Source organism: Spirosoma oryzicola (assembly GCF_021233055.1).
Classification (GTDB): domain Bacteria; phylum Bacteroidota; class Bacteroidia; order Cytophagales; family Spirosomataceae; genus Spirosoma; species Spirosoma oryzicola.
Genome location: NZ_CP089538.1, coordinates 2483230 through 2508264 on the forward strand (window position 1 = coordinate 2483230; position 25035 = coordinate 2508264).

21 protein-coding genes are annotated in these 25035 nt (G+C 47.2%); 15 read left to right on the forward strand and 6 right to left on the reverse strand.

The window, feature by feature from the left end; translation table 11 throughout:
* Positions 1-84: 84 nt before the first annotated feature.
* From LQ777_RS10245 to LQ777_RS10265, 5 genes are all read right to left on the reverse strand, one after another.
* Positions 85-579 (reverse strand): hypothetical protein, encoded by a 495-nt coding sequence (locus LQ777_RS10245; RefSeq protein ID WP_232562420.1) that lies wholly within the window; start codon positions 577-579, stop codon positions 85-87.
* Positions 580-629: 50 nt separating this feature from the next.
* Positions 630-1022, reverse strand: a complete 393-nt coding sequence (locus tag LQ777_RS10250; protein ID WP_232562421.1) for a hypothetical protein — start codon at positions 1020-1022, stop codon at positions 630-632.
* 395 nt (positions 1023-1417) lie between these two features.
* Positions 1418-2515: a T9SS type A sorting domain-containing protein gene (locus LQ777_RS10255; protein ID WP_232562422.1), complete on the reverse strand. Its 1098-nt coding sequence runs from the start codon at positions 2513-2515 to the stop codon at positions 1418-1420.
* Between the two features lie 6 nt (positions 2516-2521).
* Positions 2522-2902 carry a hypothetical protein gene (locus tag LQ777_RS10260; protein WP_232562423.1) on the reverse strand — a complete coding sequence of 127 codons (381 nt, stop codon included), beginning with the start codon at positions 2900-2902 and terminating at the stop codon, positions 2522-2524.
* Between the two features lie 7 nt (positions 2903-2909).
* Positions 2910-3650, reverse strand: coding sequence for a hypothetical protein (locus tag LQ777_RS10265; RefSeq protein WP_232562424.1), 741 nt, complete (start codon positions 3648-3650; stop codon positions 2910-2912).
* A 361-nt stretch (positions 3651-4011) separates the two neighbouring features.
* Here LQ777_RS10265 and LQ777_RS10270 point away from each other — a divergent pair, with 361 nt between their 5' ends.
* The 7 genes from LQ777_RS10270 to LQ777_RS10295 all read left to right on the forward strand — a co-directional run bounded on the left by LQ777_RS10270 (position 4012) and on the right by LQ777_RS10295 (position 9926).
* Complete coding sequence (locus tag LQ777_RS10270; protein WP_232562425.1) at positions 4012-4224, forward strand: helix-turn-helix domain-containing protein; 213 nt, start codon at positions 4012-4014, stop codon at positions 4222-4224.
* Positions 4225-4545: 321 nt separating this feature from the next.
* The gene (locus LQ777_RS10275) at positions 4546-5298 is read left to right on the forward strand and encodes an antA/AntB antirepressor family protein (RefSeq protein WP_232562426.1); all 753 of its coding nucleotides are present in this window, start codon (positions 4546-4548) and stop codon (positions 5296-5298) included.
* 3 nt (positions 5299-5301) lie between these two features.
* Positions 5302-5721: a LytR/AlgR family response regulator transcription factor gene (locus LQ777_RS30675; protein WP_425276932.1), complete on the forward strand. Its 420-nt coding sequence runs from the start codon at positions 5302-5304 to the stop codon at positions 5719-5721.
* Entirely contained in the window at positions 5718-6026 is a 309-nt protein-coding gene (locus LQ777_RS10280) for a hypothetical protein (RefSeq protein WP_232562427.1), read from the forward strand. The genes LQ777_RS30675 and LQ777_RS10280 overlap by 4 nt, the downstream gene beginning before the upstream one ends.
* A complete protein-coding gene (locus LQ777_RS10285; RefSeq protein WP_232562428.1) occupies positions 6019-7302 on the forward strand; it encodes a tyrosine-type recombinase/integrase in 1284 nt (427 codons plus the stop codon). Before LQ777_RS10280 ends, LQ777_RS10285 begins: the two co-directional genes overlap by 8 nt.
* A gap of 31 nt (positions 7303-7333) precedes the next feature.
* Positions 7334-8575, forward strand: a complete 1242-nt coding sequence (locus LQ777_RS10290; RefSeq protein ID WP_232562429.1) for a phage integrase SAM-like domain-containing protein — start codon at positions 7334-7336, stop codon at positions 8573-8575.
* A gap of 349 nt (positions 8576-8924) precedes the next feature.
* Complete coding sequence (locus tag LQ777_RS10295; protein WP_232562430.1) at positions 8925-9926, forward strand: hypothetical protein; 1002 nt, start codon at positions 8925-8927, stop codon at positions 9924-9926.
* Positions 9927-10008: 82 nt separating this feature from the next.
* On the opposite strand, the gene LQ777_RS10300 is transcribed toward LQ777_RS10295, so the two are convergent.
* Positions 10009-10599 carry a hypothetical protein gene (locus LQ777_RS10300; RefSeq protein ID WP_232562431.1) on the reverse strand — a complete coding sequence of 197 codons (591 nt, stop codon included), beginning with the start codon at positions 10597-10599 and terminating at the stop codon, positions 10009-10011.
* Positions 10600-10841: 242 nt separating this feature from the next.
* On the opposite strand from LQ777_RS10300, the gene LQ777_RS10305 reads away from it, so the two are divergent.
* The 8 genes from LQ777_RS10305 to LQ777_RS10340 are packed head-to-tail and all read left to right on the forward strand — an operon-like array spanning position 10842 to position 25002.
* Positions 10842-15836 carry a tape measure protein gene (locus LQ777_RS10305; RefSeq protein ID WP_232562432.1) on the forward strand — a complete coding sequence of 1665 codons (4995 nt, stop codon included), beginning with the start codon at positions 10842-10844 and terminating at the stop codon, positions 15834-15836.
* Positions 15837-15841: 5 nt separating this feature from the next.
* Positions 15842-16150 carry a hypothetical protein gene (locus LQ777_RS10310; RefSeq protein WP_232562433.1) on the forward strand — a complete coding sequence of 103 codons (309 nt, stop codon included), beginning with the start codon at positions 15842-15844 and terminating at the stop codon, positions 16148-16150.
* Entirely contained in the window at positions 16131-17966 is a 1836-nt protein-coding gene (locus LQ777_RS10315) for a hypothetical protein (protein WP_232562434.1), read from the forward strand. Before LQ777_RS10310 ends, LQ777_RS10315 begins: the two co-directional genes overlap by 20 nt.
* Before the next feature lies 1 nt (position 17967).
* Positions 17968-20754 (forward strand): discoidin domain-containing protein, encoded by a 2787-nt coding sequence (locus LQ777_RS10320; protein ID WP_232562435.1) that lies wholly within the window; start codon positions 17968-17970, stop codon positions 20752-20754.
* A 1-nt stretch (position 20755) separates the two neighbouring features.
* On the forward strand, positions 20756-22837 hold the full coding sequence (locus LQ777_RS10325) for a right-handed parallel beta-helix repeat-containing protein (RefSeq protein ID WP_232562436.1): 2082 nt from the start codon (positions 20756-20758) through the stop codon (positions 22835-22837).
* Positions 22810-23769, forward strand: a complete 960-nt coding sequence (locus LQ777_RS10330; RefSeq protein WP_232562437.1) for a hypothetical protein — start codon at positions 22810-22812, stop codon at positions 23767-23769. The genes LQ777_RS10325 and LQ777_RS10330 overlap by 28 nt, the downstream gene beginning before the upstream one ends.
* Positions 23769-24005, forward strand: coding sequence for a hypothetical protein (locus LQ777_RS10335; protein ID WP_232562438.1), 237 nt, complete (start codon positions 23769-23771; stop codon positions 24003-24005). Before LQ777_RS10330 ends, LQ777_RS10335 begins: the two co-directional genes overlap by 1 nt.
* A gap of 46 nt (positions 24006-24051) precedes the next feature.
* Positions 24052-25002 (forward strand): Ig domain-containing protein, encoded by a 951-nt coding sequence (locus LQ777_RS10340; RefSeq protein ID WP_232562439.1) that lies wholly within the window; start codon positions 24052-24054, stop codon positions 25000-25002.
* Positions 25003-25035 lie beyond the last annotated feature (33 nt).

A 25035-nucleotide genomic window follows, 5' to 3' on the forward strand; every position in this document is an offset into this window, starting at 1 on the left:
AATACGAACCTTGTACATAAATGAGGATCATCAATAAACAACAAAGCCCGACTTGTATTAAGGTCGGGCTTTATTTGCAAGCGTTTATCTATTGAACGTTTTTTCTGCTTCTCGTATCTCATAACTTAGTTGATCAACTAAGCCGTTTAGGATATTCAATCTCCCTTTTATTTTCGTCCACAATTGGCTAGTGTGAGTTTCTGCGCCTGTAAATCCCTCAAAAATGAAACTAGCCTCACTGTTTTCATACCGAAAATCATTGTCTCCGGTCTTTAGTTCGTCCACAAGTAAGTCCCACATTGCAGTAACTTTCCCCTGAAAGCGGTTGTAGTAGGCACTACTCAATGTTCCCGCAAATGATCTTTCTGCCTTGGGGTGGCTCTTTATCGGAGACATATCGAAGCGCATTTCATTGGTGTAAATAAAACTGGCTAATGCATCCATTAACCTATAAGCCTCTTCTACTAAAATCTTTCTCCTAGCTACGTCAGTATACGACTGTTTTTTGGGAAAGTTTTGTGGAGCGAGATTTTCTGACGCTCCATCGGTTGTGGTTGGCGTGTTTTCTTGGTCAGCCATGATTTGTTGTAAGTTTTAAGGGGTTATATGATTAGTTTTCGCTCGTTTAGTTATTCTGTATCACCAATAATACCGGCTACGAGCGCTTTAAATTCGCCTACTGTTATAGAGGTAATAGGCCTTGCATCGATCTCTCTCACCTCGTCTTCGTACTTTGATAAGCGGGCCTCAACTCCTTCCTTCTTGTGCGCAAAAGCACTTATTCTTATTTCATGCAGAGGGAGTACACTTACTGGTATATCACGGTGATGCGGCCAACTCGGGTCGTCTGCGTGTTCGAGTCTTTCCAGAAAGTCCAGCAGTTTTTTGTAAGTCGCTAAAGCTGGTTCATCCTCTGGAGCTATAGTTTGATTATCTATAGACTCTTTGAAACCTGGATCGTCAAACTTTTCAATGTACGCTCTTAAAGCGGCTTGGTCTTTCTTTTTGATTATTGGATACATGGTCATCAAAAGGTTAAATTAATAGTGCAATACACACTTTCTAATTGGGAACAAAGTGATGTATCTATTCTTTTTATAACCTACATCACAGTTTTGTGAATGATTTAAAACAAAAAAAATGCCCAGCTTCAAACTGAGCTAGGCTTTCTGTATTCTCTATCCATAGTAACCACTTAGACGATGGCTATCGCCAAAATAATCAGGCCAGTATGATTGACCTTAGCTGTAAAGTTACACCCATATAAGATGGTGCGCTGTTGAGTCTGAGGTTATTTTTATCGTAGAGGGTGGGAAATAACGACCGATGGATAATGGTCAAATGTAAAAAAGCTATTGCCCTACCGCCGTATATTTTACAGCAATAGGGCAATAGCTACAGAAATAGTAGAACTTGCTTACTTAACAACAAAGCGCTTTGTTTCTGAGGTGTTATTGTCAAAAACAGCTTTGAGATAGTAAGTCCCAGGCTTGAGGTGTCTGACGTCAACCTTAATATCTGCCTGATTAACTTCATGACTGTAATCACCAATTAGATTGTTGCTTTCGTCGTATACGTACAGGTTTTTGGCCGCTTCGCTATTTTTTCCTCTTTTAGTTAAGTTGTTGCCTTCATTTGGCAGGCCCGCTATATTCTCAATCCGCACATTAACTTCATTTGACGCTGGAATAGGATAAGCCGCCATTCTAGCTCCTGAAGGATCACCAATATAGATACCCGTTTGAGTGGATGAAGTGGCGCAACCATTATTCATTGTGACAAAAATGTATCTACCCTGTTGATTATAAGCAGGTTTATCGAAATATACATTGTTGCCAGATTGTGCATAGATCGAAATGCCTGGCATTGGAGCAGGATATGTCGAGAATGTATAATCTGGACTATACGAAGCCGAAACATTTAAACTATGTGAACCCGTTGTGGCAACAAAAGAGGGTGACGATCCGTAATAAATTGGGCCGTTATCCAATTGAGCAGATGTCAAGTAAGACGAAAAGTTACATTGATAGTAGGCATAAGCTGAATAGTAAGATGGTGGAACATCTCCAGGAGCGTGTCTAACCACTGGACCCGCACCCCATTTTGATAAATACCTATTCGCTATAGCTGTTACAACAGCAGAGTGATCCCCACTATACCTTACTCTTACTCGGTATAAGCTTGAGTTAGAAGTAGAAATGTAGCTGTTATCGTTTATATATGTACTCACTGCTCCATAGTTGGGATCATCCAAAGCAACTTGTCTTCCGTTGACCTGAAACATATTCCAAGCATAACCATGACAGTTATACGCATTAGAGGAGTTCGAAACTACTACGCAACTACTTCCGTAATAGCCATTTTGAACATCACTTTGAAATGAGTTCAACTGCGATTGGGAATAGTTGTAGGAGAAGTAAGATGCAGGGGGAACAAGTGTATTATTCGGTGTGTAGATATTTTGTGCCGATAAAGCGGCAGGAAGGCTAACAAGGAAGATTAAACGTTTTAGCATGGCTAGTTAGTTTTTTGAGTATAATACTTTTACTTCTTTCGCATCAGTGATGAACTGATTGTAGGTGACGTTAAGTGCTTTCAGCGCCTTATTTCCCTGGCAATCGTAAATAGTACTAGCTGGACTTGAGCTATAAATTTCCTCTACCACGAAGTAAGGCTTTGATTGATAGTCAACCAGTTTAACGGCTCTATATCCCGCTTTGTAGCTATTCAAAGTAGTGACGATTGACTTAAGCCAGTCTAGGTCGTTTATAGGATCAGCTACGTTACAGGAAGCCTCTGGGTTGCTTACCTCTGGTTGTGGCTTATCATCTGACTGACTGGCTTCGCAACTTAAAAATGTAGTCGTCAATGCCAGTAACGCGATTTTAGCTAAAGTTTTCATAACTGTTTTAGTTTAACAGCGCCAGAGAAGCGCTTAAAGATTTTAATATTGGATCAACGATGTCTTGGTCAAATGGAATCATCCTAGTTTGAAAAGACTCCATTTTTTTGCTGGCTGGAAGAACTGATATTACCTTCAATTCTGCGATTGTAGGTATGACTTTGGCAGCTAAAAAAGCGGTTGTAACAGAACCAAATCCGCCAAGTTCCTCCTTGTACGCTAGTTTCTCCTCGTATTTAGCATAAATCGTTTTCAGAAATAATTTCTTCTTTTCTGCAGATAGTTTACCAATCAGTAAATCATTACTCATCATAAGCTCGACCCCATGAAGACGTAGCGAATATTCCCCTTTTGCGATATCTGTTTTCAGAGTATCTATTCTTGAGAAGTTCTCCTTTTTATAAAAGTCGGCCATTACCTCAAGTGCATTAGGCCGCTTCAAGAGTTCGCTATAACCGTTGAATGAACCCATCGAGTTTCTAAAGCCCTCAATCGGGCTATTGGCGAAAGCGTAGCTTCTAAAGAAAGGATGCTTAGTACAAAGCGTGAACAATTCTTCGGTAGGCAGTTTGGTAACGATGTCTTCCGGTATTTGACAGGCTTTGATCCGCTCACTAACATCGTTCAACTTTGCCCATTCTTCGCTACCCGGCTTCACTGGGTAATCCCAACTCTGTCCGCTAGCGAAAAGTGTGCTACCTACTAGGATAGCGTTTAACAGCAGCAATCTAATTGTAGACTTGTACATAATGTAATTAATTAAGGTTTAAATGTGAATAAAATAATTAATTACACGAAAGGTAGAATATATTTACAAGTATGCAAGGCTTGCAATATTTAATTTTTTTAACGGTATTTTAATACATATTAAACGGTATACAAACATGATACGGTGACACGATGTTGAGTTTCAGAGTATTGTATATAGCAGTTGAAGAGTTAGATTTCTGGTTGTATTCTCCTGTTAAAGACAGCGTACTTAGTGGGCAAGTAGTGATACATTGTACAGGTGTAGTAGGAACAAACATTAATTACTGACCGATGAATAATAGTAAAGTGGGTTCGTATAGCTTCATAGGGCTATATTTGGCCTTGTAACAAGAGTTAGAATGTCAGAGATAACAGAACAGGTCGGGAATCAGATTAGGGAAGCCAGAAAGCGCAGAGGATTGACTTTGAAAGAGCTAGGCGAAAAAGTTGGCGTTTCTGAGTCTGTAATGAGCAGATACGAAAAAGGTAAAATCAACTTCACTGTTGATTCGCTTCAAAAAATCTCATCAGAATTAGGCACAAAGCTTAATATTAACCTAAGCACGGATTAATATTTTTTGCCCTATAACTTGCATATCAGTTACAGTTTATCTATATTTGTATTGTCAATGAGGGAGCGGAACTAGCGGCATAGTACTTCAAAGAGTTGCCCCGCTTAACGGTAGACACCCGAAAAGACATAAAAATACCCCGCGCTACTGCCTGAGAAACAAAACGCGGGGCTTGTAAACCAAACCTATCAGATTTATGCTTACAACGGAGCAAAACTACGCATCCGGTGGGGATTCTACAACCCTAACCGAAGGGGCTACAGCTACAGCCCAAAATTACCCTGTCAACTTCTGGATTGAGTTCACAAGCTGCAATTAGCCATGCAAGAGCTAATTCAAGTAACTACAGGTGGGCAAGGTCAACCCGTAGTAGCGGCCCGTGAACTGTATGAATTTCTCGGCCTCAACAAAGCGGCTTTTGCTCGGTGGGCAAAGAAGAACATTGAGAACAACACCTTTGCTCGAGAGGGTGAAGATTGGGAGGGGTTCAACACAATGTTGAACGGTAATGAAGTCAAAGACTACGCGCTGACTTTAGATTTTGCCAAACGGTTAAGCATGTTGGCACGAACCGAAAAGGGCGAACAAGCAAGACGCTACTTTCTGGACTGCGAAAAGAAGCTTAATGGCCCCGCCGTTCCTTCGACCGAGCAAGTTCTAATCCAACTGGTAGCCCAAAGCAATCAGCTACTCGCCAACCAGCAGGAGCAACTTAACCAACTTCGCGCCGATATGGATTCTATTATGCGCGGTCAACGTCCAACGTCCCAATCCCGCAAGCAGATTGCGCGGCCAACCCCTCATTTAGTTGGCCCACCAAAAGGTCCAATTCCTGGCAACGGTTTACGTCAGGCTATCAACCGCAAGGTTATTGAGTACTGCGGCTATCACGGAGCCGAACAAGGAGCCACTTACAATTACTTATACCGTCGAATGAATGAGGTGTATGTAATCAATGTGTACCGGCTTATTCGAGTAGGCGGAGAGAGCTTGTTAGACGCTTTAGAGCGGTACGGCCATTTAGAAAAGCTGTACTCACTGATTATGGCCGAACTGACCTACGTAGAAGAATGAGCTATGCAAACGGCACATACTACGGTTCATTGCCTCGCTGTAAGTGTAGGGCAACTGGTTCGCTACGTTCCCGCTAGTTTGATCTTGCGTATAGAGGGCTGCGGTAACTACTCGTGGGTTTATACGAGAAACGGAGAACGGTATTTAGTCAGCAAAACGCTATCACACTTGGAACTCCAAGTGCCTACTTTCTGGCGGGTTCACAAGTCGCATTTGGTCAATCCACAGTACATACAGGACTGTATTGCGTCGGTTCGGAGAAACAGCCTTTTGAAGCTTAACAATAACCAGTCGGTCACAGTAGCGCGTCGCTTGAAAGCAACGGTTTGCCGACTCTTAAAAGAAAAACCCCGTACCGCTACAAGCCTGAGAAACTTAGGTACGGGGTCGATAGTGCCACAATCTAACCATGAAATCAGATGAACACCACAGATCAAAGTAACAACGAAACCCCGCAAACTGCAAGCCCACAAATCAAAGTCAATTCTCGACTCACTTTAACCCAGAGCGACGCTCACTTGATTGACTTGATGAACGACCTGTCGTTTATGAGTGGCCTACGCGATGAAGTACGGGACTGGTTTTTGGCTTATGCCTCAAGTACCGAGTTTGGCAACGCGTCTAATAGTTGCGGCAATTTTGAAACGTTGGACGGTTTCTTTAGTGCGGTTATCCTGAAAGCGGCCAAACATCAACTAGCGCAGAAAGGAGGACAAACCAATGAATAGTCTGTCTCCCCTTCTGTCACGGCGCGAACGTTTACGTATATCCGTTCGCTTTCGGCTTCGTCCCGGCCAAACCAGCGATAAACCGCGTCAACTCTACATTCGACTGAAAGTTGATGGTACAACGTGTGCTGACTATAGCAGTGGGGTCTACGTACAAGTTGACAAATGGAACTCTCAGGCGCAAAAGCTTATCGGCTATTCCAAACTAGCTCAAGAAGCCAATCAGGAACTAGAAGCTATTGTAGCCGAACACAAAACGTTACTTGCTGAACTAATGCGCTTGCAAAAGGCGGGTATACTGGTTCAGTCCCCAACGGCGGAGGTTGTCAAACAGCATTGGACGCGGAAAACAACCTTAGTGCCCACCCTACTAGCGGCCTACGATCAACAGTTGACCTATTTACGTTCGCTGGACGGTACGCCCGATGCCAGAGAAAAACGAACGCTTGACAAATGGGAAAACGGCAAGCAGCACTTAACGGCTTACATCGAAGAACAAAAGCAGGGACGGTTAACAGCGGATTTGATAACCCCTTTGTGGGCCGAAGGCTACTATCATTGGCTTATCAAACGACCACTCGGTTTAGCGTCAGCGGCTCGGTATGTGGGCTACTTACGGGCAAGTATTAATCACTTGGTAGCCAGTCAGCAAATTGCCCGTAACCCGATTGAGAACTACTATCCCGACAAAGGCAAAGACAAGCCGGTTTACTTTCTGGAAAGCGTTCATTTAGAGCGGCTGTGGGGGTTAGAAGTTACGGGCTTGCCTACCCTGGCTTTAGTAAGAGATTGGCTTTTGTTGATGTGCTATACAGGCATGGATCAACCGGATTTAGAACGCTATGTGGTTAATCCGTCTGCGTTTGAGCAACCCACCGAATCGGGTAGTATGATCCTGATAAACCGGGGTAAAACCGATTTGACCGCTTGCGTTCCACTACTCCCCGAAGTTAACCGCATACTCTCGCTGTACCCAAACGGTATTCCTACCCTGACGAATCAGGCGATGAACCGCTGGACCAAGATCGTACAGCAGCAGATTGGTTTTGATGAACGACTAACAACCAAGATTTGCCGTAAAACGGCGGGGGCTTTATTTCTCCGCTTAGGCTTTCGGATTGAAGAGGTGAGCAAGGTATTAGGCCATTCTTCCATACAAACCACGCTCCGCAACTATGTACGAGTGACAAGCGCAATGGTTGAAGCGGGTATGCGTAGGGTTCAAGCGTCGGGCGGTAGTCAGTACCCCTTTAAGCACATGCACAAAGCGTCTTAACCCACCTAAACCTAGCCTTCAAACAAATCCCATGTATAATTCATTATTCATCAATTTCTATTTCCGTAAGTCTACTACGGACGCTACGCTCGGCTCGGTCAACGTTCGGGTAACAGTCAACGGTAAACGCATAACGCTCGGTACGGTTACATCAGTAGCCGATTCCAGCCTGCCTAAGTCGGTTATGATTCAGCGCGATCATTGGGATAAGCGCAAGCTGAAAGTAAAACCCCAAAGTCCACACGCTGTATTGCTTAATAAGGCCATTGCCGACTGTGAGCAGAAACTACAGAAGGTCTACGCGCAGCACGAAAGCTTCGATCAGAAAATGACGGCTAACGGCTTGAAGGGTGTCGTCAAACACGGTCAGCGGATGCTACTCACCTTTCCCGCTTTAATCGACAAGTTTCTCGAAGAGCGGATAGCCCTAAAAACCAAAGCGTCAACTGTGAATACCTATCGGTTTAAAACGCGCCCGCTGTTATCGTTCTTAGAGTCTGAGGGTTCTTTGGACCTGCCCGCCGTTGACTTTACACCCGGAACGCTCAAACGCTACCGGACGTACTTAATTACCCAGCGGGGTAACTCGGATCGCAACGCCGACAAAAGCTGTCAGGTGGTGAAAACGCTACTCTTATGGGCCGCTGAAAGTGAACTAATCCACAAAAACCCCTTGATGAACATTCGGATCAGGGTTGACAAAACGCCCAACCTGGAATGTGTGACGCAAGAGGAATTGACTGTTTTGCGGGAAGCGGTCTTACTCCCTCAAATGCGGGAAGTGGCTGACTGTTTCGAGTTTGCTTGCTACACAGGACTAGCTTATCAGGACATGAAAACCCTGTCTCCTAAGAACCTGCAACTGGTGGAGGGTAAACACTGTATAGTAGGTTACCGGATGAAAACGGGTACGGAGTATTGTATTCCGGTTACGGAGCGGGTTTGGGCCTTGATGGACAAGTACGAAGGGGTCAACCTGCCTTTGCCCGCGCTTGATGATTATAACCCGTTACTCCGGCAAATCATGTTCACCGTAGGCATTGACAAACGGATTACGTCACACACGGCCCGTAAGACCTTCGCGGATTGGTGTATCAACGAAGTGGGGCTCAGTGAGGAAGCTACGATTGTGGCAATGGGTCAGAAAAACGCCAAGGAGCTAACCCCGTACCGCAAGACCAGACCTAAACGGTTGCTCGCTGAGTTCCCTACGGACTTGATGCGTCGACAGATTGATCGGGTTCCGTTTAAGCAGATCGTTAAAGCGTCGTAAACAATGGGGGCTTCTAAAGCGGTGAGAAAGGGTGGCAAAACTGCCCTTTCTCAGTCGATCCGTAGGCTAGAAGAATACGAACACTGGAAACGTTCGGTTTTCCTTCGAGATCGGTTCACTTGTCAGCATTGCGGAGCGCGGAACGGTCGCAAGCGAGTAATTGAAGCTGACCACATTAAAAGCTTTTCTAGTCTACTCGCTGAACACGGAATTGACAGCATAGGAAAAGCTAAAGAGTGCTTGGAGTTGTGGGAGGTTTCCAACGGGCGAACCCTTTGCCATACCTGCCACCAAAAGACCGATAGTTATCCACGAAACTTTGTCGATAAACCCAAAAAGAAGAAACGAAATGCCAGGAAAAAAGAAGGAATTTAGACTTACTGACATTCAAAAGCAGGATATTATTGATGCCTACGAACAAAGAAACAGGATTGCGGAAATAGCTGAACAGTTTAATGTGAGTGAAGCTACTGTATGGTACACTGTTAGTAAAGCCGGTAAAATTATAAAGCCTAAGCGCGTTTCGAGTGAAGATAAGCAAAGTATATCTAACGCATATCAGCAAGGTTGCTCAACATCTGATTTATCTGAGCGGTTTGGTTTGTGTCAAGTTACTATTCAAAAAATTGTAAAGTCTGTTCATGGAAGCCTGCGTAAGCGATTTACCACCGAAGAAGAGCGCAACTTGATTATAGTCGCTTACAGGCTCGGCAAGTCTAGCTATCAAATTGCAGAAGACTTTGGTATAAGCCGACCTTCCGTTTGTGACATCATTAAAAAAGCAGGAATTAAGATTAGAGGTTTTTCAAAGCTCACAAAGCAGGAACGCGGAGAGGTAAGAACCGCTTATTTAAGTGGTGTTCTGACTAGCGAGTTATCGAAGCGGTACGGTATAGCGCCAGAAAGCATCAGGGCAATTTTAAAGAGGTTTGGGATAGATACAGGTTGGGGTTCAAATGAGGCCCAAAAGTTAGCCATAAAGAATGCTTACAAAGCCAAAGGTGTTAGATACCGTGGCGAAAAAGCTAGTCAATGGAAAGGGGGTAAAACTAGTCTTAGCTTAAAAATTAGAACATCTGCTAGGTACTCACAATGGCGCAAGTCTGTATTTAAGCGCGATAAATTCACCTGTCAACATTGCTGCTTGACAACATCGGAATCAAGGATAAAAATAGAAGCGGATCATATTTACCCGTTCGGTCGAATACTTCAAGATTATAAAATAAAGACGATTGAAGATGCCGATCAATGTAGCGCACTTTGGGATACTGACAACGGTAGAACGCTTTGTGTTGATTGTCACAAAAAGACGGATACTTATGGTAGAAAGGTAGTAACAGCAGCGATTTAACAAAAAGGCGGATTCGTGAAAGAGTCCGCCTTTTTTCTATTTCAGCGACTAGAATCCTGCTTCCGCCTTGTTCAGCGACAATTTACTTCTGCTTGATGGAGTCTAATTTCGTTTTTGCGGTAACAAGCAAGTTTCGGACGCTCGCAATGTCGCTTTTATTGTGATATGAATTTGTACTACCTATTCTACCGCTTGTTATCGACAGTTTAATTTCCCCTCCCTTGCTGGTATAAGTAGTAAATTTCAAATCTCCTTTTGTTTTATAATCGGCTTGAAAATCATCTAGCTTGACTGATGATTTGTCGATTTTATCAATATAGTCTAAGCCTTTTAGAAGGGATTCTATTTCGTCGTAATCAACATAGGAAGTATGCTCTCTTTCAATTCGGCCTGACTGCTTAACCTCAATGGTAATACCATGCTCTTTCCTACCACTGGTTGGGTTTGCTACCTCCTGACTCTGAATTATAACAGACGAATCGTACAAGCCCTGCACTGTTCCAATGGTTGAGAAACTCGTAACCAATACTATTCCATCCTGTGCAATAAATGATTCTAACTTGGTTTTGGGCTTGTCTGGATTTGTAGCGACAGAGGTAGTTATTTGACTGAAACCTGACAGTGTTTGTAGTGACAAGAGAATGGCGCCAACTATCGTATAAACTTTTTTCATATGTATTTTTTTACCTCAAATGTAATTGCATAGGTATTCATATATCTACTCCTTTACTATTCGGCAAATACCTCTTACTTTTACAGTTATTAGTGTGACAACTAATTTGCCAAGTTGGGTAACTATAATTATTGTTACAATTCTACTCGGCCTTCCTTTTCCTGTCGGAGTCGCTACATCGTTCGGCTGTTCAACCTTTCTAGTACGTCCTCTTATTTTCCTACTTCCTATGAAGACGATAGGTGTCAGAACGCGTTACCAGACTCCGCATTGAAGCCGTTTCGGATTTGCCCGACATAGCAACACAACTTTCTGAGTTAATACGCTTAGAAGGCAAGCTTCTCGAATCGATGAATCAGGCGAATCTAAGCGCCCGCACTGGTTCGATTCAGCAGATTGAGGCCATTAACGCTGTTTCCGCAGCACTGGAAAAGCAGCGTACTTCCAGAAAAAAGGCCGACGACGAAGCCGTTGAAGGCACGAAGGCGATTCAAGCGCAAATCAACAACATTACCAGTGGACTGAAAACGTTTACAGGTATGGTTGCGTCGGCTTTTGCTGTCGCGGAGATTAAAAACTTTGGTGAGTCGATTATTGAGGCAAAAACCAGAATCGACAGTGTACAAATTTCCTTAGAGACCATGCTCGGCTCTAAAAAGGAAGCCGATGCATTGTATGCCCGCGTCGTTGAACTGAGCCAGAAAACACCGTTTAGTCTCCAGGAGGTAAGCGAACAGGTCGGAAAACTTAAAGCGTACAACATTGAAACCGCCGACTTAATCCCAACAATTACAGCCTTGGGTAATATCGCGGCAGCGGTCGGCAAAGAGAAGTTACCACAGTTAACACTGGCTTACGGCCAAGTAGCCAATACCGGCAAGTTAATGCTTAGTGAGCTTCGCCAATTCTCGGAAGCAGGTGTACCATTGTTGAGCCTCATCGAAAAGTCCTACGGCAAGACCTCCGCCGAAGTTCAAAAGATGGCAGAAGATCACCAGATCAGCTTTGCAATGGTTCGTAAAGCCATACTAGATGCCAGTGAAGCAGGTGGAAAGTATGCGGGCCTAATGGAAAAGCTTTCTAAGACGGTCGGCGGTGAAATATCCAACTTAGCTGATACGTTCGAGGTCGCAAAAGCTCGCATCGGTGATTTCTTTGAGGATCAAATTAGCGGAGGCACAGCCCGGTTAAAAGGGCTGATTGATACCCTTGCCGGTAGTAACTCAGCTATTCAGAGGACAGTAACGTTTATTGAGTCGGCGGCTGTCGCTTTCACTACTTGGAAAGTAGCTATGAATGCCGCCGGAGCGCAACAACTCATCCTCAATGGCTACACTAAAGCAAGTGAGGCCGTAATGGGTACGTATAACCTGGTAATGATTCTTGTCAAAGGATCAACCGAAGGCTTCACCCGTGCTCAGCAAGAATCGGCGGTTGCTTCTCGTACCATGTGGGCAACGCTCGCGTCGAATCCAATCGGTGCAGTTGTCGCTTTAGTGGGTCTAGCAACATCGGCGTATTTAGCATGGGAGGCAGCTACGGCAGAGGTTACTACATCGATTGGCGAACAGGAATTAAACCTGAAAACGGAAATATCGTCAATTAACTCATTGGTTGAGGTTGCTAAAAATGCAGCAATAGGTACTCAGGAAAGGAAGGATGCAATTGCAACGCTCATTGCCAAGTATCCCGAGTATTTTTCTGGGCTTAACGCAGAAAAGACCAGCAATTCGCAATTGCAGGGCATTCTTGATAAAGTCAACGGCTCTTATATGACCCGTATCAGTTTGGCGCGACAAGCGTACAAGTTAGAGGGGATTCAGGAAGAGATGAAAAAGAATCTAAAGGAAGAGGAAGAGATTTTACGCGCCTTTCCGGAAGATCTTCGTACCAAATACGGCGGGGATATTAATAAAGCCATACAAGACGTATTTGCTAATCCAGCGGTATTCGACCGCATAAAAACCGACTGGCTAGGTCAGGCTGACTTCAATTTAACCCGCGCCAAAGAGGTTGGCGAAAACCTCAAACGCCTAGCCGCTGAAGATGCCAAAATCCAATTGGATGCTCAGAAAAGCGGACAGGTCGCAAAAGCCGCTGAGCTTGAACAAATCAAGAAGCATTACGCAACACTTAGAGAGCAAGCAGATGGTAATGCGAAAGAGATCGCCAAAATAAATGCTGACGAAAAGGTTGCGCTCGCCAAAGCGAACGGTACTTACAGAGAAAAGGAATTAGCCGACACCATCACCCACGCCGAAAAGACTAAGACCGTCACACTCCTTTCAGCAAAAGAAATTGCTGTCATCAAAAAGGAGGCTGGTGATAGTGAAAAACTGGACAGGTTAGCTGACCTAAAGGACCAACTTGATTATCTAAATAAAAAAGAAGCAGAAGAAATTGAAGCGGTTAATAAACGAATCGTCAATCGTAAGATTTCGGACGCCCAACTCGCAAAACTAAAAGAGCAGGCCCGTGTCCAAATTGAAACTATCGACACCAAATACGATGCAGAGCGTAAAAAGATTGAAGCCGAAATCGAAGTTGAAAAACAAGCTCGCTTCGTAAAATCAACCCAGGAAACGACTGATAAAATCGTCGTTCTTACGAAACAACGCTTGGAGGCTGAACGAATCTTAATCCTTCTGAACGATGCCAAAACGAACGAACAGCGGGTAGCGGCCTTACGTGAATACAATGATAAGTTCGAATTAAACCTAAAAGACCAAGCGGCCCGCGAACTCAAAATTCAACTAGATGCGTCCAAAAAAGCCTTAGACGACATTGTTGCCAAAAACGGTGAACGGGGTGAAGAATACCGCAAGGCTTATGCTCAATGGTTGAAGGACAACCAGCAGTATAATTCTGCGGTATTAACACAAACTGTTACCGCAGCCAAAGAAACGGCTCAGCAGATAAAGGAATATGAAAAGGAAATTCAGGAGGCCAACCGGGAAACTGCGCAGTTAGATAAAGATACCCTCCAAGTTCAAATTAGGTCACGTAAGGAAATCATTGGACTAACACTTGATTTACTTGGTCAGCAATCAGGAATGGTCGGCCAAGCGAGCCAAGCGATTCGATCAGTGATGAACAATATTGACGGACTTTCGGCCAAATCACTCCAAGCCGCTCAGGACGGAGTAGCCAACGCCAATATCTACCTGAGTAACATCAAGCTAGCCTATGAAGAAGGAACCGCTATTGGTGACGCGGCTATCGCCCGCGCTAATCAGGGGGTAGCCGATGCCAACAATGTAGCCGCTAAAGCTCAAGCCGCCACGGATGCCGCCTTTCTGGGTTTGGTTTCTACGGGCATACAGGTTGTTCTTGCATTAGCTGGAGCGATTCGCGAACGTATGGCCGAAGCCTGCAAAGTTGCCGCCGAAAGTATGGGCAGGTTGCGCGATGTATTTAAGGACATATATGAGCAAATGGCGCAAACCAGCCGTGAGTCCTATGAATTGCAAATGGAAGCAGCTAAGGGCAATACCGAAAAGCAGCTCGCCATTATCAATGATTTCTATAAAACCCAAGACGAATTAGCGAGTAGCTCCGCTCGTATTGATGCAGAGGTTGCTTACCATCAGAAGTTTTTCGAACTCCGTGGTGAGCAGAAGAAAATGCTATTATGGTGGGAGCAGGATGAGCAAGATGCATTGTACCGCGAACAGGCTAGGGCCGCTCAAAAGGTACTACTGTTTCAAGCAAATATCGACGCTCTTGAACGACAAAAACTAAAGGCGAAGGAAGTTCACGAAACCCAACTCGCCGACATCGATGCTTACAATCAGCGCTTCAAAGAGGCCGTTGATGAGCGTATTGATAAACTTAACGAAGAGCTAGAAAAAGCCAAAGCAATCAGGGAGCAGGAATCGTCCGATAAGCAACTCCGTCTTGAAAATGACGATACGTTCAGAGCCGAAATCTTAGCCAAGGCAGAAGCCCGCGAAATTCAGAATCTTGAAGAGGCAAAGCAGCGCGAACTACAACGCGCTCAGGAATCCCAGGCAACCGCCGAAGAATTGGCTCGTATCGAAGCCGCTTTCGAGAAGTCAAAAGCCGACACTCACGCTAAATTCGAAGATGCCAAAAAGGACAAGTCGGAACAGGTTAAACTGGCTACTATTGAGATAAAAACGCAGGAAAAGGATAGCGTCAATGCGATGGAATCCGATTCGGCCAAAAAGGTGCTTGCCTTGCAGAATCAGGTAGCACAAAACGAAGCCGAAGCCGCTATCAAAAAGAAGATTGCCAACGCCGAGTATACGAACGCTGTCATTGCGATGAATCAGCAAATCTTCGAAGCGAACAAGCAGATGAAGGTTGCCGAAATTCAGAGTGAAATTGCGATCCTGAATGCACAGAAGTCATGGACAGGCATCGGCAACGGTAAAATCAATGAAGCGATCGGTCAACTGCAGCAAGCTATTTCGACAATTCAGGGCTTGAGTGCGGGAGGGCAAATGGTAGCCGTCGATGGTGGGTACACCTTCAATCCGAACAACAATACGTCAAACTTCAATCTCGATCAGGGAGAATTGCAGTACATCGTTGACATGAACCGGGCCGGGGGGCGCGATAAGATTTCGCTTCGAAACGGGACGGTCGGCGGCCCTAGCCTGCCGGTTCGTGAAGATACCTTGTCGCTACTGCCGGAAGGTCAGGAAGTTGGCTTGTACCGAAATGGCAAGCCTGCAACCTTTACCTACGACGTGAGCGGTAAGCGTGTTGACGTTGTTGATGCGAACGGAAAACCTGTTACCGTTGCTTTCGCCCGGGGCTTTATCCCGTCAACCGGCGAATCATTCTTCAAAGGCTCAGATTTCGTCGAAGGCTTAGGCTATCCGGACGGTCGCGACACCGTGCCGGCGATGGTCAACAAAGGCGAACGGATTGTGCCTACCGTACTCAACAACATCCTTGGCGGAAAGAAACTAAGCAACGAACAGCTTGTCGATAAGGTGCTCGCTCACGACAAGCTGATGCAGATGTTCCCCGATGCGGTTGGCTTGCTCACTGGTTCTCAGGGCGGTTCGATTATGAAGCTACCGGAGCATATCATGAAGGGAGCTGCAACCGATATGTCGGGCGTACGAAAAGACCTGCGCGACGTAAAGCAGGCTATTGAGAATTACAAGCCGCTTCATCTGTCATTTGACGAACACGGCTACACCAAGTCGGTAATTGGTCGCGTGTCAAAAACGACCCTGATTCAATCCTTACTCACCCGTTAACTTGTATGGCAACCCCTAAGAAATTACCCAAAGCCCGTAAGCGCTACTTTATTCAGAACCCTGTTGTCGTACTTGATTTAGCCGATTATGAGCGAATCTACGAACACTTGGTCAGCATGGGCCTGTACAGCAACCAGCCAAAAAATATTAAGGTTGGTTTGGATAGTCGCCATCGGTGCATTCTTAAGGAAATTAAGGATAAAGTTAAAATGGCGCGTCGTCATTACAATATCAGCGAAGGGGCCAGGCTTTACAGCCAAAAGGAAACAGAGTCTAGTTTAAACGAGATGGCTGATGTATTACTATCTCGATAATACGGCGATCGATGCGCCGGTCGGCTTGGATGGGCTGATTCTTCGAAAGATGCGCAATCCGCGTTATTGGGGGTTCTTGCTGGGTAGTATGGGTACGGGGGCAATGTCGGGCATTACCTACCACCAACCCGAAGCAACCCGTTTGCTGGCCAATCAATTCCGGAAGCACGGCACCGAAGCGGTAACACGGTTTCGGATGATCGAATCGGGCTACACCCTGTACGATGGCAACATCGACTATTCAACGTATACAACGGACGGGCAGGTTGTCAGCGTCGATCTTCGGGACGCAAACGAACTGGTTAGTCTGGAAGCGCAGGCGACAACGGATTATAGGTTGACTCCTGATCAGGCCATAACGCTCCATACCCGGCCTTTGGGCGGACACGTTCAATTGCTTACCGATCCGAACGCGTTGACTGTACAGCAATCGTCGATTGGCTCGGTTTCGATTAATCATGCTTTGCCGTTAACGCGAAAAGCGGATAGTGACGAAACGGTGAAGGGTTCCTTAGCGCCGGTCGTAACTCCGCTGGCATTAGATCCTTTTTACCGCAACACAACGACCACTGAGCAGCTTGTTAAATTATCAGGTATCGTTGTCGTGGAAGCAAAAGCCAGTGCAACAGTATCAGTCAAATTGATTGTCGAGTCGGTTAGTGGCGACGGTACTTTACTCGCATCGGTAGTAGTCGGACAATACGGTATAGCGACCACACAAACAACGATTCGCGCGGTCGTTGATCTACGAATTGCGGTACCCGTATCCGGCTCGTGTCGTTTGGTGTGGCGTAGCGATGTGCAGGTTTCTTCGTTTGCGTTTACCTACGTTGATAGTACGGTTGTGTCAGTAACCGACGAAGATGATTTACCTGAATCGACAGCTTACGGCGTTCTGGCAATTGATGCACTCAAAAAGCTTGTTTCGGCATCAACGGCAGGCAAACTATCGGTAAAGAGTGATTTCTTCGAGCGGGGCGAGGGTAAGTACTTCATGATGGCTTCGGGGCTTGGTATTCGGGGCATAAACACTCCATTCAGCACAAGCCTGCAAACGCTGTTTGAGAATCTTTGCTACATCTGGAATCTCAGGTTGTGGATTGATGGCGACACCATTCATATCGAATCACGAAATGCAAAACAAAAGCGGGTAAGTCGGATAACTGATCTATTTACCTTTTCTCAGAGCGTCGCTACTGAGTTTTTGTACAACGAAATCAACGTTGGCTACGAAACCTGGCAGGGTGAAAGTTTACTGGCTCGCGAAGAAATCAACAAATTGATTACCTATACTACGGGTGTAACGGTGCTCCGAAATGTGCTCAATTTACGGTGCACCTTCATTGCCGCGTCAACACTTATCGAAGAGCAGCGCCGAAAACAGTTTGATTCGAAAACGTCGGGGCCCAGCAAAATAGAAGGCAATGACGACAAACTGTTTATGCTCTGTTGCGTACCACACGGTTCGGGCTATCGCGCTGAAACAACGGAACTTAACAAAGATAGTGTCAGTGATTACAGTCCGGACACTTTGTACAATCGGCGCATCACTCCCCAGCAGAATTTGACCCGTTGGGAGCGCGTGATTAGAGCTTCGGGCCCAATAAAAGAGTTTGATCTTACCGCCGTTCCGCAATCAGCTACACCTATGCTGACGACAATAAGCTGTCCGATGGATTTGTACAGCTACTCGCAGATTGGCGACTACATCGAAATAGACGCACCAGGCTACAAAGCATCTGGCGAACTGCTTGATATTGAATACAGAAAATCCCTCAAAGGCGACGAGGCAACCTTAACGATTCTATCCTACTAACATGCAATTGTTCGACGCATTCATTCGGTTTTTTCTGCTTGATGATGACGGCAAAGCGACGCCCCAAAACGGTGTACTGCCCACCGAAAAACACGCGGTTATACCCGCCGTACCCGGTGATTTATTCCGGTTTTTAGTGCCGTGCGCTGATTTGGGCGGTGTTCGGCCCGAATCGACGGGCGTATACATTGGTGAGCAGAAAGTCGGCTTTATTCGCCGTCAGGAAGCGGAAACGTATAGCGAAATCCGTCTTCGGGTGAACAGTGCCGTGTCCGAAGGTGACTACAAACAGTTCGCGCTGCTCGGCGAAATTCCCAATCCAGACCACGCCGTCACGAATCTGGCGCTTAACCGCGCGTGTCTGGCTAGTTCGACGCTCGAAGTATCGAACGTAGGTACGTACGCGCTGACCGATGGCGTTCTTGATAACGGCTTTTGGACAAGCAACAGCGATTACTTTCAGGCGCACGACGAATGGCTTATTATGCCACTGGCTGAACTTTCGCGCATAAACAGCCTAGTTTTCTATGCGCGAAACTCGCGTGACGGCTATACCCACTTTCCGGTATCGGTCCGGCTTGAGATTAGTACAGATGGTACAAATTATTCATTCGTTCGGCAGTGGCTGAATCTTGATCAGCCGTCCGGTTTACTAGCCGTTACGCTGCAACTACCGGAAGCCGTTGACGCTACGCACCTAAAGCTAACCTTTAGCGATATGCGGCTCAACACCTTCGATTCGTCGTACCGTGCGCAGCTCGCTGAGTGGCAGGTTATCGGTTATCCGCTCAGCAAACCGCCGACCATCGAAGCCAATCTGCTCGGCACCTTCAAAAAACAACTGACAAACCTTGGCGACTACGTGCGGGAAATTCGCTCGTTTTTCGAGAGTTATGTCAACACGCCCGTTACCGTCGATGAAGACGGCTCAGAATTAGTAATCAAGATGTATCATACCGACCGATTTGGGCTTGGAAACGTCCGCGTCGGTATTGGCCTAGGTGACGTGTCCGAAAGCAACACAAACGAACCGCGTTTGTCGGTCCGCTTCAAAGATACGATTACTCAGCCCGCTAAAACCTCCTACCGCGTCAGCGTTGATCTGGATATTGCCGAGGGGAATAGCTACGTACTTGGCGAGAAAAATTATACCGCTACCCGAACCGATACGGCTAGTAGTATTCTAACCGCCTTGGGTGTTACCGGCGAAACGATTGAACTACCGGGTGGCACAACGCCGGTTATCAGCGCGTCGGCGGGCTCCGTTTCGGTTATTAACCGCAACCGTCCGGCTATACAAGTCTTGTTTGTGTATTCATCGGGTGGTAGCGATAACTACAAAGCGGTGGTATCTTCGTCCGTTCAGGCGGGCAACACCTACCAAATTTCCGTCGAAGGCCAGACGACGCGTACGTACATTGCGCAGCCAGGCGATGTAGCCGCAACGGTAGAAGCGTATTTCAACGCCAACGGTGGCACTTCGTTTAGTACACCGCTCGGCAAAGTGCCCATTGCCCGCGCCGATGCAGGTAGTCAGGTAATTGCTAATGTAAACAGCCCGGCAATCCGGCTTACGTCCCGTACCGAGATTCCCGCGCAGGTACTTGACCGCTACGACGTTTTTGTGGGCACGAGTATACTCCCCGGCAATACCTTTAGTTTGCAGCAAAATAGCGACGCCAAGCGCGTTGTGGTGGCCAGTTCGGGCGACACGGCACTTTCTGTTGCGCAGGGCTTTGGCTACGACACCAATCCGTTTACACTCAGCATCCCAACCGGCTCGAAGCTTACGGGCTTTGCTGAGTCCGGCCCGCGCTACAATGAGGCTAATATCGCGGATGTGGAAGTGTTATCCGGTCCGATTCTGCAACGAAATCTGCCCTACGTGGCCGAAATCGTTGTACCCACCAATCAGCTCGAAGGTGTATACAGTCTCGATTTGAAAACGGATACCCTTATCGCGCAGAGCAATTATATCGACGTTCGCGCTGACGATAAAAACACGGCGCTCGTTCGCTTCGCGGATACGGGTCACACCTACGGCATGCGCTACGAGGAAATGGGTTTGGTGCAACAAATCCGACTGCCAATCTACGTTTCACCCGCCAAGATTCGTCAGACCGAAACCCTTGGCCAGACGCCGGACGGTAAGATGATTCGGGCAGAAACCCGCAGCGAAGCGGTGCACACGCTAACAACCCGTGCCTTGCCATCCGCTTTTCACAAAGCAATGTGGACTGCTCTGAAACATCGTCAGCTAACAATTGACGGTATTCATTACCAACAACAGGGCGAATACAGCCTCAGTGATTGGGTTGGCCGCAAAAACAAGCTCATACAGGGCTCAGCGGAGCTTATTCGACTGGACAGTTACCGCAACAACCGTTTCGAAAATAAGCATCTATCAACCCTCACTGAATCAATGGGTTATGTACTTATTGAGAATGTAGATACACCGCTTGGACTGAGCGTTTATTTACAGAGCGATAATATTGTAGGCCGGGTTCGGGCGGGCAGTACAGTTGCGCCGGACGTATACCAACTACAGATCCGTTCAGGATGCGAACCTTTGGAGGTCGCCGTTTACGTGGACAATGTGCTGTTCGTGACGAGTCTACTGACCGCTTCCCGGCTTAATCGAATTGATGAGTACCTGATTTTGCAAGCGTCGCAGTCGGTTCGTATTGTCGCCAGACCCGCAGCGAGCAACGTCAAAACCAAAACGTGGCTGCAACACCGGACCGACAGCGCGTACAGTGACGAGTACAGTAACCAATTTGAGCCGTAACATGAAGGTACTTTTTCGGGTAGTTGTGCTGGTCGGCCTTTCGCTGAGCAGCTACGCGCAGCAACTCACGCTGGCGCAGATGTACGCCAAAATTGATAACAGCTTTCCCGACAATGTGGCGGGCAAGATTTCGGCGGCTCAGATGCGGGCACGGTTCAAGGATCTCGCGCTGTACTTCTTTCAGACCGGCACCCCCGATGGTCAGCCCTTTACCCGCTCCCAGGCCCGCGCCATCAGTGCGCCGAGCAACGACGCAAAGTTCAACCTGCTTTTTATTACCGACAAAGGACTCGAAGGCTCGTTTGTGTACGATGCTGCCGATAACTCAACCGCCGACGATGGCGTGTTGACACTCGTCAGCGCGTCAGGCCGTCGCTACAAACGCATTTACGACGTTGCGAAAATTAGCTGGTTCGGCGCAAAAGGCGATGGTATCAACGATGATGGCCCGGCCTTCGTGAAGGCAATTCAATCGGGCTTAACGGTCAGGGTACCTAAGACAAACGCTTATTACCGGATCAATAATCGGGTCGTTATTTCGAATAAAACAGGCTTTGAGATTCAGGCGACGGGGGCTAAGATACTCAACAGCGATACGACAAAAGCCTCGTTCCTGTTTCAGAACTGTTCTGATTTTACGATTCAGGGGGGCGTGTGGGGCTACGCCTTTATTCCAAAGCAGAACGGCGGCAACGATCAGCACATCATGCACATTGATCAGTGTCAGAACGTAGTCTTGCGCAAAGCCGAGTTGCGCTACGGACCAGAAATGGGGCTTGCTATTACCAACTGCAACAACGTGACTGTAGAAGGCAACTACATTCATCACACCTTTCGTGACGGCGTGTATTCCCGCTACAACGCCAATCTGTACATTCTGAATAATTTAGTTCGACACATTAAGGATGACGGACTATCGATTCACGATAAAGACAACCGCGATCCGGGTGTTGATGCATCGAAAGCAATCCTGAGAAGTTACGGCTATTCGCAAACGAGCAACGTTACGCTTCAGGGCAATGATATCAGCAATGTATATCAGGGTGTCGGCTCAATAGCGGCTTACAATCTTCAGATTCTCAATAACACGATTAAAAATACGGTCATCGCCGGTATTGCTGTATTCAATATCAATAACGACGATCCGGCAACGGCGAGTAATATCCGCATTGAAAGCAACAGCCTGGATTCAACCAACCGGACTACGCTCATTAATGGCAAGCTGTACAGCAACAGCGGCCAATCGGGAACAGGCCGGGCCGCTATTGCAACAATCAGCCTGGGCAACAACAATCAGATCGGCCAGGGCGAAACCAAGCGGCTTAAAAACATCGCCGTCCTGAATAACACGGTTAAAAATTCGGGGGCACATGGTTTCTTCGGGCGCACGTTCGACGGGCTTACGTTGTCCAAAAATACGTTTCAGGACTGCGCAGGCCCGAACCCGTCAACAACGTTGTCGGGCGACGTAATCGAAATCGGCGAGGGTACCGACTACGACGAAACGAATAATACAGTTATCGATACCCGTTCGACACCACTCCACCACTACGCGTTTTCACTGAACAACGTAATTGGTCAGTACAACACATCATTCGTAAGGGGCACGACGGCGGGCGAACGGCAAACGCTCAACGCAGCGCCGACCAGTGACCGGGTCAAGTATGGCATTGTCGGTACCAGTGCTACGAACGTCAACACATCGGGCGCTACCAGCTTCAACGCGGTACAGACGCCGAACATCTACCAAATCGCGGGTGGCGCGTGGAATACATCCATATCCGCACCAACCGCACTCGCTACCGCAGGCAATCTACACGTTTCGGTATCCAATGATGCGATAACGCAGGAAGCGTTTGATTACCTCGGCAACAAAGCGTGGCGTGTTTTGAATGGTTACCACAGCTCAAACAACTGGTCAGAATGGACCTACGCTCTGAAACCATTGATCAAATCGGCGGTACCGACAACGGACGAAGTACCCGTTAATAATTCCCGTGTTGTGGTCAATCCTGGTACGTGGGTTCGCTACTACGTGAATCTGGGTGGCCAGTTGTGGTATTCCCAAATGACAACGAACTAATGGCGGACCGGGCACAGATCATATCGGGGGCAATTGCAGGCTCGGCGCTGGTTCATATCAGCGCGCCAGACCGCGATCCGGGTACGGATGTGCTCGTATATGCGGGTCCGGATCTGCTCGGCTCGGCTGATTTGGCCGCTGGCGTGGCTGATGTTGTGCTGAGCCGGGTACTTGTTGCGGGCGAAGTAATACAGGCAAGCCTGGTTAATCCCGGCGACGGATGCGGTTTACCGGTTATTGTGTCTTCGCCGGGCATTACGATCGGCGGCTGGCGTACCCCTTCGGAGCTTGACGTTACCCTACCTGATGGCTCGACGATTAGCATGCCCGCCGATCAGTTCAAGGAACAATACGGCTACTTACCGGCCAGTATTCAGGACCCGGCTGGCGTTCGGGCGAATGTTTACCCCGAATTTTTACCTGAGCAGCTACGCAGCATTCAGTTTTCGTTGACCATCAAGCAGGTACCCGGCCAGACGTACGTAACCGTGTCCAACGTGACTGGAACGCTCGGTACACCGCTTGTGCAGTGGGCTGCTTCGGAACCGTTCGGCTCGGATATGTCGCGTGTATTTACCGTGAATACGGCGCTGAATCTGGCCGTAAAAGGCGCAAACGATACAACACCGGCTACGCGAAACCTGAACATTGAAGTGACAGCAGCCTCTTCGGGTCCGTCGTCGGGCGATATAAACGGTTTAGCTTTTCGCTTCAATAACGGGCCCTACGTTCGCGTACTCGCCAATTCAACGAAGCAACTACAGGCCCGCTTACAGGGCTTTATTGACTGGCAGAATTTCAACTTTGAAGAAAGCCAGTATCAGGAATGCTTTTTTCAGGGCGTACCCAACGGCCCATATACGATACAGGTACGGGTTGCCAATGATACCAATTCGGCAAACTGGAAAAGTTTAACCATCACAAAAAGCTAATGGCAAACGCAGCAGCAGAAGTAGCCAAAACCGATGAAGCGCCCGAAATCACAATGAAAGATGTGAGCCGGGATAATGGGAACGGTATCGTCGTATTCAAGACCAATGCTAAAAAGGGAACTGAATTCACGCTCAAAGTGGACGATAGCCAGGTGAAAGCGAAAGCAGAAAACGGGCAGGTCTGGTTCTACGTCGGTCGTGAGCTAACCGAGGAAAGCAATATCCGACTCGCTTAGCGGTCGCCAAGGATTTAAAACAGGAACAGTAAACAACAAATCAGAAATGACATCACTTAAAAGCTTCCTTTCCGATGGCTCGTCAACTGGAGCAGTCGTTCGGGTACCCGCCAACAAGATTCGACTACCTAAGTCAAACTTTGTGGCCGTTGCCTTCTTACCCAAAAATACCTTACCCGAATTGGGTAGCTCGTACACCCCACCCGGTGGTACTGCCGCCACACTTACCGCTGCCAATCTGGTTTCGGTGATTACGCTACTCGCTATCAACGGTATTGCTACAGTTTTTGGTAATGGTACGGTATCGGGTAAGCGGGGTAAGTACAAAGCCGACGAAGAAACAACGATTTTTGGCTCGCAGCGTACCGCCGAAGATACCGACGAAGGGGAGATCGTGTTCGAGATTATGTTCAAGTACGCCTACCACAACACGGAGTTTATGAACCAGCTTCGTAAGCGTTCGGGGAAAGACGATATCTACTTCTTTACCGACCGTTCAGTTGAGGTTGTACGGGCTGACATTCACGAACCTGTGTACAAAAATTCCAACAACGGCGAGGTAACTGGCAACAACAAAGAAAATCTGACATCGGGCGGCTTTGGCGTTATAATTGGTTCGGATGGGGATATCGTGCCGGAATTCGGAAACTTCGAGAAGAGCCTATCCGCTTCCAACTTCCAGTACACCTTCGGCGTCCCGACTGTGACAGGAACCGGCCTTACGGCTTCTTTGTCGGGTACGGTGATCAACAAAACGGCACCTGGTACGGGCACGATTGCCAACGCGGTGGCAGAAACGGTTACGGCGGGCGTTGTGGCCTACCGCGTTTATCTGGAAGGCGATTCGGCTTTACCCGCTGGTATAACGATCGATTCGGCAACTGGTACGGTAACCGTCGCGGCTAACCTAACAGCAGGTTCGTACAAGGTTATCGTTGCCGCAGAAAACAAGGTTGGCGTCATCGGTGAATACCGCTTTACGCTAATTGCTGCTTAATAGTATTCTATCCACACCATACATAAAATCCGG

Bases quoted from the DNA above. Each gene is read 5' to 3' on its own strand.
- LQ777_RS10290 (WP_232562429.1), top strand. From the start codon at position 7,334: ATGTATAATTCATTATTCATCAATTTCTATTTCCGTAAGTCTACTACG.
- LQ777_RS10250 (WP_232562421.1), bottom strand. From the start codon at position 1,022: ATGTATCCAATAATCAAAAAGAAAGACCAAGCCGCTTTAAGAGCGTAC.
- LQ777_RS30675 (WP_425276932.1), top strand. From the start codon at position 5,302: ATGCAAACGGCACATACTACGGTTCATTGCCTCGCTGTAAGTGTAGGG.
- LQ777_RS10245 (WP_232562420.1), bottom strand. From the start codon at position 579: ATGGCTGACCAAGAAAACACGCCAACCACAACCGATGGAGCGTCAGAA.
- LQ777_RS10270 (WP_232562425.1), top strand. From the start codon at position 4,012: ATGTCAGAGATAACAGAACAGGTCGGGAATCAGATTAGGGAAGCCAGA.
- LQ777_RS10300 (WP_232562431.1), bottom strand. From the start codon at position 10,599: ATGAAAAAAGTTTATACGATAGTTGGCGCCATTCTCTTGTCACTACAA.
- LQ777_RS10320 (WP_232562435.1), top strand. From the start codon at position 17,968: ATGCAATTGTTCGACGCATTCATTCGGTTTTTTCTGCTTGATGATGAC.
- LQ777_RS10325 (WP_232562436.1), top strand. From the start codon at position 20,756: ATGAAGGTACTTTTTCGGGTAGTTGTGCTGGTCGGCCTTTCGCTGAGC.
- LQ777_RS10280 (WP_232562427.1), top strand. From the start codon at position 5,718: ATGAACACCACAGATCAAAGTAACAACGAAACCCCGCAAACTGCAAGC.
- LQ777_RS10260 (WP_232562423.1), bottom strand. From the start codon at position 2,902: ATGAAAACTTTAGCTAAAATCGCGTTACTGGCATTGACGACTACATTT.
- LQ777_RS10310 (WP_232562433.1), top strand. From the start codon at position 15,842: ATGGCAACCCCTAAGAAATTACCCAAAGCCCGTAAGCGCTACTTTATT.
- LQ777_RS10275 (WP_232562426.1), top strand. From the start codon at position 4,546: ATGCAAGAGCTAATTCAAGTAACTACAGGTGGGCAAGGTCAACCCGTA.
- LQ777_RS10285 (WP_232562428.1), top strand. From the start codon at position 6,019: ATGAATAGTCTGTCTCCCCTTCTGTCACGGCGCGAACGTTTACGTATA.
- LQ777_RS10340 (WP_232562439.1), top strand. From the start codon at position 24,052: ATGACATCACTTAAAAGCTTCCTTTCCGATGGCTCGTCAACTGGAGCA.
- LQ777_RS10265 (WP_232562424.1), bottom strand. From the start codon at position 3,650: ATGTACAAGTCTACAATTAGATTGCTGCTGTTAAACGCTATCCTAGTA.
- LQ777_RS10255 (WP_232562422.1), bottom strand. From the start codon at position 2,515: ATGCTAAAACGTTTAATCTTCCTTGTTAGCCTTCCTGCCGCTTTATCG.
- LQ777_RS10295 (WP_232562430.1), top strand. From the start codon at position 8,925: ATGCCAGGAAAAAAGAAGGAATTTAGACTTACTGACATTCAAAAGCAG.
- LQ777_RS10315 (WP_232562434.1), top strand. From the start codon at position 16,131: ATGTATTACTATCTCGATAATACGGCGATCGATGCGCCGGTCGGCTTG.
- LQ777_RS10335 (WP_232562438.1), top strand. From the start codon at position 23,769: ATGGCAAACGCAGCAGCAGAAGTAGCCAAAACCGATGAAGCGCCCGAA.